This window comes from uncultured Aquimonas sp., assembly GCF_937888285.1.
GTDB lineage: Bacteria > Pseudomonadota > Gammaproteobacteria > Xanthomonadales > Xanthomonadaceae > Aquimonas.
The window spans coordinates 130,076-144,102 of sequence record NZ_CALART010000030.1 but is presented as its reverse complement, the minus strand read 5'-3'; the positions used below and the strand labels follow the sequence as shown (position 1 = coordinate 144,102).

13 protein-coding genes are annotated in these 14,027 nt (G+C 67.7%); all 13 read right to left on the bottom strand.

Going from position 1 to position 14,027, the window contains the following annotated elements; all coding sequences use genetic code 11:
* Window positions 1–91: 91 nt before the first annotated feature.
* A complete protein-coding gene (locus Q0654_RS08645) occupies window positions 92–691 on the bottom strand; it encodes a hypothetical protein (RefSeq protein WP_298852777.1) in 600 nt (199 codons plus the stop codon).
* Window positions 692–755: 64 nt separating this feature from the next.
* Window positions 756–1,283 carry a hypothetical protein gene (locus tag Q0654_RS08640; RefSeq protein ID WP_298852775.1) on the bottom strand — a complete coding sequence of 176 codons (528 nt, stop codon included), beginning with the start codon at window positions 1,281–1,283 and terminating at the stop codon, window positions 756–758.
* Entirely contained in the window at window positions 1,283–4,117 is a 2,835-nt protein-coding gene (gene tssH, locus Q0654_RS08635; RefSeq protein ID WP_298852772.1) for a type VI secretion system ATPase TssH, read from the bottom strand. The genes Q0654_RS08640 and tssH overlap by 1 nt, the downstream gene beginning before the upstream one ends.
* A 20-nt stretch (window positions 4,118–4,137) precedes the next feature.
* Entirely contained in the window at window positions 4,138–5,196 is a 1,059-nt protein-coding gene (locus Q0654_RS08630; RefSeq protein ID WP_298852770.1) for a hypothetical protein, read from the bottom strand.
* Window positions 5,197–5,213: 17 nt separating this feature from the next.
* Entirely contained in the window at window positions 5,214–6,374 is a 1,161-nt protein-coding gene (gene tssG, locus Q0654_RS08625) for a type VI secretion system baseplate subunit TssG (protein ID WP_298852767.1), read from the bottom strand.
* Window positions 6,371–8,245: a type VI secretion system baseplate subunit TssF gene (tssF, locus tag Q0654_RS08620; protein WP_298852765.1), complete on the bottom strand. Its 1,875-nt coding sequence runs from the start codon at window positions 8,243–8,245 to the stop codon at window positions 6,371–6,373. The genes tssG and tssF overlap by 4 nt, the downstream gene beginning before the upstream one ends.
* Window positions 8,246–8,253: 8 nt before the next feature.
* Complete coding sequence (tssE, locus tag Q0654_RS08615) at window positions 8,254–8,775, bottom strand: type VI secretion system baseplate subunit TssE (RefSeq protein ID WP_298852763.1); 522 nt, start codon at window positions 8,773–8,775, stop codon at window positions 8,254–8,256.
* Window positions 8,768–9,589 carry a type VI secretion system accessory protein TagJ gene (locus Q0654_RS08610; protein WP_298852760.1) on the bottom strand — a complete coding sequence of 274 codons (822 nt, stop codon included), beginning with the start codon at window positions 9,587–9,589 and terminating at the stop codon, window positions 8,768–8,770. Before Q0654_RS08610 ends, tssE begins: the two co-directional genes overlap by 8 nt.
* 192 nt (window positions 9,590–9,781) lie before the next feature.
* A complete protein-coding gene (locus Q0654_RS08605; protein ID WP_298852758.1) occupies window positions 9,782–10,330 on the bottom strand; it encodes a type VI secretion system tube protein Hcp in 549 nt (182 codons plus the stop codon).
* A gap of 93 nt (window positions 10,331–10,423) precedes the next feature.
* Window positions 10,424–11,923, bottom strand: coding sequence for a type VI secretion system contractile sheath large subunit (gene tssC / locus Q0654_RS08600; protein WP_298852756.1), 1,500 nt, complete (start codon window positions 11,921–11,923; stop codon window positions 10,424–10,426).
* A 29-nt stretch (window positions 11,924–11,952) separates the two neighbouring features.
* A complete protein-coding gene (gene tssB / locus Q0654_RS08595) occupies window positions 11,953–12,507 on the bottom strand; it encodes a type VI secretion system contractile sheath small subunit (protein ID WP_298852754.1) in 555 nt (184 codons plus the stop codon).
* Between the two features lie 67 nt (window positions 12,508–12,574).
* Window positions 12,575–13,567: a type VI secretion system protein TssA gene (tssA, locus tag Q0654_RS08590; protein WP_298852751.1), complete on the bottom strand. Its 993-nt coding sequence runs from the start codon at window positions 13,565–13,567 to the stop codon at window positions 12,575–12,577.
* Between the two features lie 4 nt (window positions 13,568–13,571).
* Complete coding sequence (locus Q0654_RS08585) at window positions 13,572–14,009, bottom strand: TssQ family T6SS-associated lipoprotein (protein WP_298852748.1); 438 nt, start codon at window positions 14,007–14,009, stop codon at window positions 13,572–13,574.
* Window positions 14,010–14,027 lie beyond the last annotated feature (18 nt).

The window sequence follows — 14,027 nt, the reverse complement described above, 5'->3', positions numbered from 1 at the left end:
GCTCGAAGCGCAGGGCGTCGCCGAAGGGGCTGGTCAGGTTGAATAGGCGGTTCATAAGCCTGGTGTTGCCTCCATGACGCGCGTTTCCGGTTCAGTACTTGGCAACAGCCACGGGCGTGGCGCTTGGCGGGCTCTCGCCGGGGTCGCATCGCGTTGCGAGCCCACGCTCGACGAGAACGGCTTGGGCATTGGGATCTCTCTCCGCGCAGCGCATGCCCGCGGCGATACGGCGCTTGAGTTCCTCCCGGTCGGCAAAGATCTGCTCAAGGCGACGAACGTAGTCGCGCATCAGTTCGCGCATGAGTGCCTCCCGAATCTCCGGGAAGTCGCTGGTGGGAAGTCCGGAGCTCACGCCAAGCTGCAGGGCTCGTCCGCCGATGAGTTTCACCAACTGACCGGAATCTTCTTCGTGGGCCTGCGGCGCGGGCTCAGGTTCAATATCCGGCCGTATGCCGACCAGGGACTGGATGAAGACCAGTTCGTTGTTCCCAGCAGATACACGTGCCAGCACTCGCCTATCCCTGGGCTCTGCGTCGCAGTAGAGGTCGAAGCTCGCTGGTTCCAACGCATGCCAATTGACATGCACGCCCAGCACCGGCTCGATCACCTGTCGCGTATCCACGGTCGAATCCGGCGCGGCTGAGGGCTCGGAGGGCGCTGCCAGCAGGATGCCGGTCCACACCAGGCTCATGCTGGCTGCAAGCGCCTTCATCGACCAATGGGCAGGTGTCGACACACCATGCCCGATGCCCGGATCAGGGCCGATAGATGACATAGGGAATGCCGTTGTAATGAATGCGGTGCGCCAGAAATCGAGGCTGCACGGTGTCGGAGACCCACTGCTTGCCGTCGAACATCTGGATGTGGCCGGCGGGCACTTTCTGTCCAGGGTAGTCCTGGAAGACTGCGACATCGCCTCGCTCGGCTGCAGCGGGCTCGATGCTCACGGCACGGAATCCCAGCGCAATCAACGCGCGCCCGTAGTCCTTCGCGTAGAGCGGTCGCTCACGAATGACCGCGCCACCGGCCTCAAGTGCTTTTCGGACGTGTTGTGCGCAACGCCCGCGATAGTCGGGCAGGGCGATTGCATGAATCTCGCGGATCGCCGCTTCGACGTCGACGGCCATGGCCGTGGCCACAGTGCTGGCACCGACGACCTGGGCACTGAGCTCAAGTCCGACTGGACCCGGTGGCGCATGAGGCGCCAGCGCCAGCGTGCCCCGATCAAAGGCATGCCACCTGAAGTCGATCCCCACCGGCCCGGGCACCTGCGCGCGTGGCATCAGAGCGCCTCCTCGGTGGCAGCCTGGGTGGATTCGCTCGCCTGCGTGGCCGCGGTATCCGATGCGTCGCGCCGGGTGCTGCGGTAGCGGAAGTCCTCGCTTGCTGCGTCCACCTCCACGCGCGCCAGCCGATAGCCTTCGGCCAGGGCGGTCAGGAAGCTCTTGCTGAGCTCGGGAAGAACGGTGTGGGTCAGGATGGCGTCGATCATGCGGCCGCCGGATTCGATCTCGGTGCAGCGGCGAATCACCAGGTCGACGGCGGCATCGCTGTAGTGGAACTCCACGCCGTGCTGGGCCTCGACGCGCTTCCTGATGCGTTCGAACTGCAGGCGAACGATGCGCGCAAGCGTCTCGTTCGACAGCGGGTAGTAGGGGATCACCACGAGGCGGCCGAGGAAGGCGGGCGGGAAGGCTTTCAGCAGGGGATCGCGCAGGGCGGTGGCGAGGTCCTCGGGCTCGGGCGTGAGCTCGGGGTCGCGGGTGAGGCTCATCATCAGGTCGGTGCCGACGTTCGAGGTCAGCAGCAGGATGGTGTTGCGGAAGTCGATGGCGCGGCCTTCGCCGTCCTCCATCCAGCCCTTGTCGAAGACCTGGAAGAACAGCTCGTGCACGTCGGGATGGGCTTTTTCGACTTCGTCGAGCAGCACCACCGAGTAGGGCCGCCGGCGCACGGCCTCGGTGAGCACGCCGCCTTCGCCGTAGCCCACATAGCCCGGAGGTGCGCCCTTGAGCGTGGAGACGGTGTGGGCCTCCTGGAACTCGCTCATGTTGATGGTGATGAGGTTCTGCTCGCCGCCGTAGAGCGACTCGGCGAGCGCCAGCGCGGTCTCGGTCTTGCCGACGCCGGACGGCCCGACCAGCATGAACACGCCGATCGGCTTGTTCGGGTTGTCGAGCCCGGCGCGCGCGGTCTGGATGCGGCGCGCGATGCGTTCGAGCGCGTGCTTCTGGCCGACCACGCGCTGATCGAGCGTGTCAGTGAGCTTGAGCACCGCGCTGATCTCGTCGCGCACCATGCGGCCGACGGGGATGCCGGTCCAGTCGGCGACCACGGTCGCCACCGCATTGGCGTCGACCGAGGGCAGGACCAGTGGGTTCTCGCCCTGCAGGGTGCGCAGTTCGAGTTCAAGCGCGGCGTGCTCGGCCAGCAGGGTGGCGCGGTCGGGCCTCGCTGACTGCGCCTCGGTCGCCTGCGTCGCATCGTCAGCTGCCTGCGCAGCTTCCGCACGCAGGCCTACGTCGCCGGATGCGGCGGCGTCAGTGGCGGCTGCGGTTTCGGCATCCAGAGCGCGAATGCGGGCGCGCACATCAAGGATGCGCTGGGCGATCCCGCGTTCGGCCTGCCAGCGTTCCTCCAGCTCGGCGTGCAGCGCCTCATCGGTTTCGATCAGGCCCAGACAGCGCGCCCGACGCTCGTTGACGTCCATGCCGAGGCCGGCCTCGCGCTCGATGATCTCCAGCTCGGTGCGCAGGCCTTCGAGTCGGCGCTGGCAGTCCTCAAGATCGCCGGGCAGGGTGTGCTGGCTGATCGCCACGCGCGCGCAGGCAGTGTCGAGCAGGCTGACCGCCTTGTCGGGCAGCTGGCGTGCGGGGATGTAGCGATGCGAGAGCTTGACGGCCGCCGCGACGGCTTCGTCGAGCAGCAGCACCTGGTGATGTTTCTCCAGCGTGCTGACCAGACCGCGCGCCATGCCAATGGCCTGGTCCTCGCCGGGTTCGCCGACCTGGATGACCTGGAAGCGGCGGGTCAAGGCGGGGTCCTTCTCGATGTGCTTCTTGTACTCGCTCCAGGTGGTGGCGCCGATGGTGCGCAGGGTGCCGCGGGCTAGCGCCGGCTTGAGCAGGTTCGCGGCATCGCCGGTGCCGGCCGCGCCTCCGGCGCCAATCAGGGTGTGGACTTCGTCGATGAACAGGATGATCGGCTTCGGGCTGGCCTGGACCTCGTCGATGATCGAACGCAGGCGCTGTTCGAACTCGCCCTTCATGCTGGCGCCGGCCTGCAGCAGGCCTATGTCCAGGCTGAGCAGGGAGACCTCCTTCAGCTGCGGCGGCACGTCGCCGGCCGCGAGTCGATTGGCGAAGCCCTCGACCACGGCGGTCTTGCCGACGCCGGCCTCGCCGGTCAGCAGCGGGTTGTTCTGGCGGCGACGCATCAGGATGTCGACGATCTGGCGGATCTCCTCGTCGCGCCCGCTGATCGGGTCGATCTCGCCGTTGCGGGCTTTTTCGGTGAGGTCGACGGTGTACTTCTTCAGCGCCGCCTGCTTGCCGAGCGCTGCGTGCGGGATGGCATCGCTGTGTTCACCGGGAACGCCCTGGGCTTCACTGCCGCTGCCATCCGAGGCCAACTGGCCGTCCTCGGGTGAGCCTGCGACGATCGAGGGCAGCTGTTCGGACAGCAGATCCGCGTTGATCTTGCGGAACTCGGGCGAGAGACGGTCCAGGCTGGTGCGCAGGCTTGGCGTCTTGACCAGGCCGAGCAGCAAGCTGGCGCCGCGCACCTGCGAATGACCGTACTTCAGCGAGCCGTAGACCCAGGCGCGTTCGACCGCCTGTTCAAGCTGCGGCGAGAAGTCCTGGATCTGGGTCGCGGTGTTCGGCAGGCGCTCCAGCGCCTGCACCATGTCGGCGGCGAGGCGCGAGGCGTCGATCTCGAAGCGACGCAGCACGCGGTGCAGATCGCTGTCGGCCAGCTGCATCAGCTGATGCAGCCAGTGCGCCAGCTCGACAAAGGGATTGCCGCGCAGCTTGCAGAACACCGTGGCGGACTCGACCGCCTTGTACAGGGTGGGGTTGAGCTTGCCGAACAGGGCGACGCGGGAGATTTCGCTCATGAGGGGAATGACCTGCAGACTCAGAATTGACCGGGCAGCTTCTTCTTGAGGGCCGATGAGGCGGACTCGCGGGCGGCCTGCTCGGCCTCTTCCTTGGCTTTGCGCTTGGCCAGCGCTTCGGCGTCTTCGGCGAGCTGATCGCTGGCGCTCGGCGACTGGCCGTTCGCAGCTGCCGGCTTGGCCGCGTCCGCTGCGGGCGTTGCACCCTGCACTGCGATTGCAGGATCTGCCGTGGTCGCTGCTGGGGCCTGCGGCGCGTTGGTGGGCGTATAGGCGCGCTCCGCCGCGGAAGGCGGTGCGCTGAAGGCTGCACCCGCGGCGTCGCGGGCATCGGCGATCAGGGTCTGCGCCAGCGGAGCCAGCACCCAGCGAGCGGCCTCGGTATCGCGAGTCAACGAGTAGGACATCAGCTCACCTTCGGCGGTGCGCACCCGCTCGGCGCCTTTGGGATTGAGGGCGTAGACCAGCACTTCGTAGCGCTCGACCGTGCTGGCGTCCGACCAGCGCGCGGGCACGAGGCGCAGGTAGTTGAGCACCGGCGAGCCCGGCAGGCGGCCGATGACGCGCTCACGCAGGCCGGCTTCCGCCACCAGCGGGTAGTGCACGGGCGCCCAGCGCTGGCTCACGTCGACCACATGCAGGAAGCCGAAGCGCTGCCAGTCGCCGATGCCAAACAGGCCTTCACCCGTGCCCGACAGCACCAGGTAGCGCTTGCGCGGCAGGGTCACTTCGACCAGGCGGGCGCTGGCCGGGGCGATGCGCGGCAGTGCACCCCAGGGCGAGGCGTTGGCCGGGAAGCGCTTGCGCGCGAACTCGACCTCCGCGGCTTCGGCGTCGACGTGGAGATAGGCCAGCGCGTCGCGCACCTCGGTTTCGAAGCGTGCCGGCGTGCCGTCCTTGCGCTCGAAGCGGTCGCTCAGGGTCGAGATGCCAGGACGCTCCAGCTGCCAGATTTCGTCGAGGGCAAGCAGCAGGGTGGGGTCCGGCGTCTGCGCGCGTGCCGGGGCGACGAGGGCGAACATCGCCGCGAGCGCAGTGCCGAGCAGCGGGGCGGGAAGGAGCAGTTTCGCAAAGGACATGTTGGCGTTCCGGTGCATCAGTGGTGGGGACTCGGATTCGCGGCGGCCCTTCCGGCTGCCGCGCTGCTGACTCGATGGTGATGTTCGGGGGCGTAGCGGTAGTCGCTGCGGTGCTGCGGTTTGCGCGTTTGACCGAGCCAGCTGGTCCAGCCCAGGCGCGTCGCGCCGCCGAGCTGAAGGGCGGGGACCTCATCGCGGTGCAGGACCAGCTGCAGGTCCCAGTCGAACTCGATGCCGACGTAGCCGCGCACCCAGTCGCGCAGCTGCAGCGCGCCGTGCTGCCCGGGCAGCACGGACTCGTAGATGCGCAGCGGCATTGGACCCAGCACCACCCGGAAGTAGTGCTGCCGATCCCACACCGCAGCCGCGGCCACGGCGTCCACGCCGAGCTGTGCGCCCATCGGCGCGCCGAGCCGGCTGCGCTGGTCTGGCGGCAGGGGCAGCCAACGTCCACGGTGCTGCTCGACCGCCACCGGCACGTGGAAGAAGTTGGCCAGCAGGCAGGCAAGGCCTTCGGCGTTGCGGCTCTGTCGCACCTGATGGCCGGCCTGTCCCAGCCGGGCATGCAGGGGCACGCTGTCGGCCTCGGCCTGGCCGGGAAGCCCCAGGCCGATCAGACTCGCCATGTAGCGACTGAAGGCGTCGTGCTCGGGGCGATCCAGGCTGGCGGTGGACTGGGCCTGCGCCCAGGCGCGGAAGAACAGCAGCAGGAAGCGGTGGTGGAAGAGGTCGGCGAACTCGGTCAGTGCGCGGTCGCCGGCGTGGATTGCGCGCTCATGTGCGTATTCGGTGTACGCCAGCGGCAATGGCCCGTTGGGGCCGAACAGGCCAAAGCTGTAGACCCGGATCTTCGGCGCGCGGCCCGGCCGCCGCTGTGCCGAGGCCAGCGCTGCCGGAGCGAAGCTGGAGCTCGGCTCCTGGCCCAGCCGGACCGGCTCAAGATGCGGGCGCGGCGCACGGCCAAAGCTTGGCGTGTGCGGGTGACTGGCCTGCAGGCGACGCAGCACGGCGAACAGGTCGTGCGCCCATGGCGCTTGTTCCAGAGCCTGCCAGAGCGTCGAGATCCCGGCGTGGGCCTCGGCACGGTCAGCCTCGCCCGCGGTGGATGCCGTGCTCGCGGCATCGACCGCGTCGGGTTCATTCGCTGCCGCCAGCGCGGGCTCCGGGATGCCGCTCATGCGACTGGCCTCAGGCCGATCTGCGGCTGCCAGCAGGCGATCTCGCCCCGCTGCGCGCTGTGCAGGCGCGTCTCGGTGAAGCTGTTCATGCCGACATGGCGGGCCAGGAAACGTTGCAGCACGGCGCCGAACACATAGGCGCTGCTGCCGGCGAACAGGCCTTCGTCGACTTCGACCGAGACGCCCACGCCGCGCCCATAGGTGAGCGGACCCGCACCCGGCAGCCGGCGAGTGATCGGCTGCAGCCGCGAGCGCAGAGGGCTGGCCGCATGGCGCGCCACCGCGGGCTCGCCGAGTGCGGCGTACAGCGACAGCAGTTCGCGCAGGGCGAGCGCGCCATCGCCTTCGTCAAGGCCCACCAGGGTGGAGTGGCCGAGCGAGAGCTGGCTGATCAGTCGCCAGTTGATCGAGCCTTCCGGCACCGCGGGCGCCGGCCGGGTGGGGCCGTGCAGGATGCGCACGGCGGCCACCGGCAGGGTGTCGGTCGGCACGAAGTCGCGCGTGCCGCCGGTCGACATCAGCAGGGGCAGATCGCGATTGGTCACGGTCATGGACACGCCAAGCTGGCGCAGCCGTGAAGCGAATGGCGCTTCGTTCTGGTCGACCAGGCTGAGGAAAGTTTCCGAGCCGATATAGCTGGATCGCGCGCCGTGGCGGAGGATGCTGTCGGACACCCTGCGCGGTTCGCGCCGCAGCGAGAAGTAGGCGCCGTGGTTGCCGCGGTCACCGGCGAGGCTGCGATAGAAGGGCCGGAACTGGGCTTCGATCGCATTGTCCCGGCCGAAACCCTCGACCGACTGCACCGAGTGCACCTCGAAATCGAGCGGCGCTGCGCGGTCGGCCACCAGATGCAGCTCGAAGCGGCTGTCGTCGACCAGGATGCGGTCGGCACGCTTCTCGATGAGATTCACCGCCGGCGTGCAGTACAGCGCCAGCCGGTTCGCATCGACCTGGGCTTCGAGGTCGGCCGCATCGCGGTCGAGCAGCAGGCGCACTTCGAAGGATTTCAGGCCCTCGCACTCGCGCAGCGCGGCGCGCAGCCCGCGTAGTTCGATGAAGTTGAAGCGTGCCGGGCAGGCGAAATATTCGTGCAGCAGGCGGTAGCCCTGGAAGCCGCGGCTGCTGTAGGGCAGCAGGGACTCGCTCTCGTCGAAGCCGATGCCGAACACGCCGGCGCCGGGGGTTCTCAGGGTTTGCCACGCGCCCTGGGCCTTGCCGGTGCAGCGCAGCTGCAGCTCGATGCCGTGGCCGCAGACGAGTTCGTACAGGCGCGTCGCGAGATCGGGACTGGCATTGAGGTAGAGCGGCAGGCGATCGGGCGGTTCGGCGCCGCCCGAAAGCGGCGCAGCCAGCTGGAACACCAGCCGCAGCGCTGCCCGCGCACGTCGGGCTGAAGCACCGAAGGACTGCCCGCCCGGCGCGCCTTCGAGACGGGCGGTCTCAAGCGTCAGCGGCCACAGCTCGACCTCGTGCGCGGTCCGGAACTCGCAGCCCGTACGCGTCTCATTGGCGGCCGCAGCGCGCAGGCGCTGTCCGCGCGGCAGGGTGAAGCTGGCACCGGCACCGCCGGGCATTTCGCCGGGGGTGAACTGCACCACGCAGATGCTGGGCGTCGGCGCGAGGTAGTTCGGATAGATCACCTCCAGCAGGCGCTGGGCGAAGCGCGGGAATTCGGCGTCCATCTTCAGCTGGACGCGCGCGCTCAGGAAAGCCATGCCCTCGAGCAGGCGCTCGACATAGGGATCGGCGACCTCGAAGCCGCGCAGGTCGAGGCGCGCAGCGATCTTCGGGAACTCCGCCGCGAACTCGGCGCCGGCTTCGCGCAGGTAGGCGAGTTCAGTGTTGTAGTAGTCGAGCAGGCGCGGGTCCACGGCGGCTCCTAGCTGGCCGTGGCGTCGACGAGCGCGATCTGTCCGCACTCGAGGTCGACGCGCGAACGCAGCAGCAGCTCGATGGGATAAGGCTCGGCCCAGAGCTGGCCGCGGATTTCCATTGACAGGTGGTTGCGCGTGGCCTGCTCGCCGTCCGAGCTGATCACCTTGACGCGCAGGCTTTCCGGCAGGATGCGCGGCTCGAAGCGGCGGATGCTTTCGGTGACCGCGATCTCGAGGGATTTCAGATCGTCTTCCACCAGATACTTGCCGGATAGCGCCTGCACGCCGAAGTTCAGCACTGACTCGCGCACGCTGGGCACGCCGTCAAAGGCGATCTCGGATTCGGCGCTGGTCGTATTCAGCAGCCATGCCAGATCGCGCAGCACGCTGCGGCGGAACTCGGCCTTGCTCATGCTGCGCGCCTGCGGCGCCTCGCGGCGCTCGTGCGGGGCGAGATCGGTGAGCCGATCGAGCAGTGCGGGCAGCAGCTGCGAGGCGCGGCCGACAGGACTCGGCGACTCAGGCATGACCGCTCGCCAGTGCAGGGCTGTCGATGCGCTCGATGCAGCGCGTCGCCAGCATGGCGTGCTCGCCGAGATCGCTGGTCCACATGCGCTGGCCCAGGCCCGTCCAACCCGCCTCGCCGGCTTCGCTCCAGACGGTGAGGGCGCTGCGGCGCAGGGCGTCCTCGTTGCTGGCTTCACTGCCGGGGTAGCGCACCGGTAGCAGTACGGGGTGCGCGCCGCCGTTGGTCAGCACCAGCCGCGCGGGCAGCCAGACGAGATCGCGGAGATCGGTGGGGGCCTCGAGTTCGAGGCGCTGGATGTCCTCGAAGGGAATCCAGTAGTACTGGCCGTTGAGAAAAGCTTCAATGCAGGGGCCGATGCGGCTGTCGGCATCGGCAAGCCACTCGGCATCGGCGGCATCGACCCTGAATGCGGTCGGCTCGGCCGCCTCGAAGGCCTGCGACTGCAGGGCATCCGCGGCTGCATGTTCACCCGCAGCGCGATGCCGCAGCGCCTGTGCCAGCCAGGCGAACCAGGGTGCGGGCGTGCCCAAGGTCGCGGGTGAGGACTCGCCTGCGAACACGCGCGCGCGCTGCAGCTCGCAGCGGATCGCCTCGCGATAGGCCTGGGCAAAGGGCAGGGAGCCCGCATCGGCCAGGGCTACGGCCTGCAGCTGACCGAGCGAGCGTTCCCACTGGCCAAGCAGCATGCACAGCTGGGCGAGATGGATCCGCAGGCGGGTGTCCGCGGGTGATTTGCGGACCTGGCTCATCAGCAGCGACAGTTGATCGTCCAGCGGTGCCTGCGCAGGCCGCACGGAGGGCGTGGCGTTCATCAGGAAATCCATGGCGGAGCGGCCTCCGCAGCGGGCAATGGGCAAACCGGGCGAAGCTCTGAGCCGCGCTTCCAGCGCGGCCTGCCGATGGATCCAGAGCGATGGCCGAGTCGGTGTTGGCTGCAGCTTCCGCAGCGCCGAACCACCCGGGGTTCGGCGTGCGGCTCTCCCACCCGAAGGTGGGGGCGGTGATCAGGCGGCCTTGTTCTGCTTGACGTCCCAGGCGCCGGTAACGGCCGCGCCCAGCGAGCCGTCGGAGTTCTGGTCCTTCACCTCAACACTCATCTTGCCGTAGGACACGCCGACTTCCTCAATCACACGCGGGCTCTCGGTGTTGCTGATGTTGGTGACCGAAGTGATGAATACCTCATTCAGGGTCACCTTCATGTACTCCTGCTGGCCGTCGCCGACCTTGCAGACCGACAGCACCAGCTTGTCGAGGTGCTTGCCCGAAGCGCAGTGCTTCATCAGGTTCGGCGAGGCCTTGTCGACGAAGTGGGTGAACTTCAGTTCGCTGAAGTTTGCCTTGCCGACGCCGCTGCCGCCGCCGGTGTGCGCGGATGACGACTGGTGCACCGAATAGCCCCAGCTCAGAACGTCGATCCAGCCCTTGTGCTTGCTGTCCGTCGAGCTGCCGGGGGTGTTGGAAAGTTCAATGAACATTTCCTGCAGGGAGTCCTTGGGCGCCGAGTTGCCGACCTGGGCGCCCAGCATGGGATTGCCGAATCCAACAGTTGCCATTTTTTCATCCTCACTTTTCAGGGGTGGAGCCGCCGTGGCGCTGTGCGCCCTGACGGGGTCTTCGCCGCGACGCGTTGGGTCACGTCGGGTGAATCAGCTGCCGCCGGCCTTCACCGAGGGCAGTTTGGAAACGAGTCGCAGGGAAACCGTCAGGCCTTCCAGCTGGTAGTGCGGGCGCAGGAAGAACTTCGAGGTGTAGTAGCCGGGGTTGTCTGCGACTTCCTCGACCACGACTTCGGCATCGGCCAGCGGCTTGGTGGCTTTGGTCTGCTGCGAGGAGTTCAACGGATCGCCGTCGACGTAGTTCATGATCCAGTCGTTCAGCCAGCGCTCCATGTCGTGACGCTCCATGAATGAACCGATCTTGTCACGAACAATGCACTTAAGGTAGTGGGCGAAGCGGCAGCAGGCGAACAGATACGGAAGCCGCGCGGCGAGGTTGGCGTTGGCGGTTGCGTCAGGGTCGTAGTACTCGGAAGGCTTCTGCAGCGACTGCGCGCCGATGAACGCGGCGATGTCGGTGTTCTTGCGGTGGATCAGCGGCATGAAGCCGTTCTTGGCCAGCTCGGCCTCGCGGCGGTCCGAGATCGCGATCTCGGTCGGGCACTTCATGTCGACACCGCCGTCATCGGACGGGAAAGTGTGGGTGGGTAGACCCTCGACCGCGCCGCCGCTCTCCACACCGCGGATCGACGAGCACCAGCCGTAGTACTTGAAGGAGCGGTTGATGTTCACAGCCATTGCGTAGGCCGAGTTGGCCCAGCAGTAGGCGCCGTGGTTGCTTCCGTCGGTCGACTCCTCGAAGTCGAACTCGTCGATCGGGTTGGTCTTGACGCCATAGGGCAGGCGCGCCAGGAAGCGCGGCATGGTCAGGCCGATGTAGCGGGAATCCTCGGAGTTGCGCAGGCTGCGCCAAGCGGTGTACTCGGTGTTCTCGAAGATCTTGGTGAGATCGCGCGGATTGGCCAGCTCCTGCCAGGATTCCATCTGCATCACGGTGGGGGCCGCGCCGGCGATGAAGGGGCAGTGCGAGGCCGCTGCGATCTTGGCCATCTCGCCCAGCAGCTCGACGTCGGGCGGGCTGTGGTCGAAGTGGTAGTCACCCACCACGCAGCCATAGGGCGTGCCGCCGAGCTGGTCGTACTCGGCTTCGTAGATCTTCTTGAAGATCGGGCTCTGGTCCCAGCCGATGCCCTTGTGCCGGCGCAGCGTGCGGTGCAGCTCGCGCTTGGCGATCGGCATGAAGCGGATCTTCAGCATCTCATCCACCTCGGTGTTGTTGACGAGGTAGTGGAGACCGCGCCACGCGCTTTCGAGCTGCTGGAAATCGGCGTGGTGGATGATCGCGTTGACCTGCTCGGAGAGCTTGCGGTCGATCTCGGCGATGATCGCCTCGATCGCCTGGTAGGCATCGCTGCCGATGGTCAGGCTGTTGGAAAGCGCCTGCTCGGCGAGCGTTCGCACCGCCGATGCGACGGCATCGCGCGCCTCGTCGGTCTTGGGCTTGAACTCCTTCTGCAGCAGGCTGGAGAACTCGTCGGCATGCAGTTCGGCGCTGAGCGGCTGCTTCAGTGCGGCGTTGGCGTTGGCCATGGGGGTGTCCTCGGTGCGGATCGACGCGATCAGTCGTTGCCGGTAGTGGCGGCTTCAGCGGGCTTGCTCGGTTGCGGCGTCGCAGCCAGCGCCTTCAGCAGGGTCGGGTCGCCCAGCACCTTGCCGATGAGCTCTTCCGCGCCGGTCTTGCCGTCCATGTAGGTCAGCAGGTTGTTCAGCTGGGTGCGAGCATCCAGCAGCTTGGACAGCGCCTCGACCTTGCGCGCGATGGCGCCCGGCGAGAAGTCGTCCATGCTTTCGAAGGCGATATCGATCGCCAGGTTGCCCTCGCCGGTCAGCGTGTTGGGCACGGCAAAGGAAACGCGTGGGCGGATCGCCTTCATGCGCTCGTCGAAGTTGTCGATGTCGATCTCAAGAAACTTGCGATCGGCGACCGGCGGCAGGTCCGCTCCGGACTTGCCGGCGAGGTCTGCCATCACGCCCATCACGAAGGGGATCTGGACCTTCTTCTCCGAGCCGTAGATCTCGACGTCGTACTCGATCTGCACGCGCGGAGCCCGGTTGCGGGCGATGAACTTCTGGCCGCTGTTCTTGTTGCTGGTGGTGAACTTCGAGGCGCTCATTCGGAGGCTCCTGGCTGCGCGTGGCTGTCGGTCGAACGGGTGTGGTGTGTGGCGGCGAGAGCGGGGCTCATGAGCGCAGGCCTGCAAGGTGCTCGGCCTGCGCCACGCCATCGGGCGCGAAGTCGCGCAGGATGCTGAGGAAGTCCTGGCCGATCATTCCGCGCGCGCGGCGGATCAGCAGCGGCGCAGGGTTGGCGGGTTCATGGACTTCGAGGAACCGGCAGACTTCCTCGAGGATGCGGATCGCGTCTTGGCGCGAGCGCAGGGCCGGAAGGCCGGCTGCCATCGAAACGGCGTCGCGTGCCTCCATCGCCGCTTCCTCGCGCTCCGCAGCGTCCGCGCTGTCCGCCTCTGGCGGCTTGAGCGCGGCTGTCAGCGTCATCAGCGGTCGCAGATCGGGCGCGTTCTCGACGCCGAGTTCCAGTCGCAGGCGCTCCTGCAGACGCCGCAGGGACTCGTGCAGGAGCGCCAGCGCCTCAAGCTCGGGGTTGCCGGCAAGCTGTTCGTCCTGCAGCAGCTGGTGCAGCTGCTGGCGGCTGAGCGGCGCGCCCTCGCGACCGGCGGCGCTGCGTTCCAGCTCCGCGAGTTCGAAGCTGCCCATCAGCCGCGTGGGCAGCTTGAGCACGCGCAGATCGCCCAGCAGGCCCTCGCTTGCAGCGAGCACTGCGAGCGCATTCGCGCGCGGCAGCGGGTCGCGTTCGCCGTCGATCTCCAGTCGCGGGTGCAGGGCTTCGCCGAAGACGTCGAGCAGGCTCTCGATCAGCGCGAGCCCATGGCGCGCGCCGCGGGCGCCACGCGTGCGGGTGAGTGCGCGCGTGATCATCACCGCGAGGCGCAGGTCGCGACAGCGCTCCATCAGATCGCTGGCCTGGCTCAGGACGCGTGTGAAGTCGGCGCCCTCGGCGGCGATGATGGTGTCGCCGTACTGGCGCTCCGGCGTGCCAGCGATCGCCCGCTCAAGCTCGATGAAATCGCTGTCGTAATCGATTTCCGGGCCGCAGGGCTCCTGCCCGTCAAGCGGGAGCAGCAGGGCGTTGAAATCGGGCAGGTCGGCGCTCATGCGCTCAGCGGCCCTGGGCCGCCTTGGCCTCCGCGTAGGCCTGACCCCACAGCGGATGGCCCTGCTCGGCGGCTTCGAGATCGAAGCCGGGATCGAGCTGGAACGCACGCTCGAACGACTGCCGGCACAGCTGTGGTCGCTCGCTCACGCAGTAGGTGAAGGCCAGGAACTTGAGCGCGCGCAGCTGCTGGGACTGGCTGGCCTGCCAGACCTCGGGCGTGAGCAGCATATGTTCGGCCTCGGGATAGTTGCCCGCTTCGAAGTGGGCGACGCCAAGATCGACGTGTCTTCGACCGGCGGCTTCGCGCGCCATCGCCGCGCGCTCCTCGGCCGTGGGCTCGGGCGGCGGCGGCGGTGGCGCCACCGTCTTCTGGCTGGGGCAGCCGGCAAGGCTGAGCGTGATCACGGCAAGCGCCGCGCCGGCTTTGAATCGATTCCACATGTGCAACTTCTCCCCCTG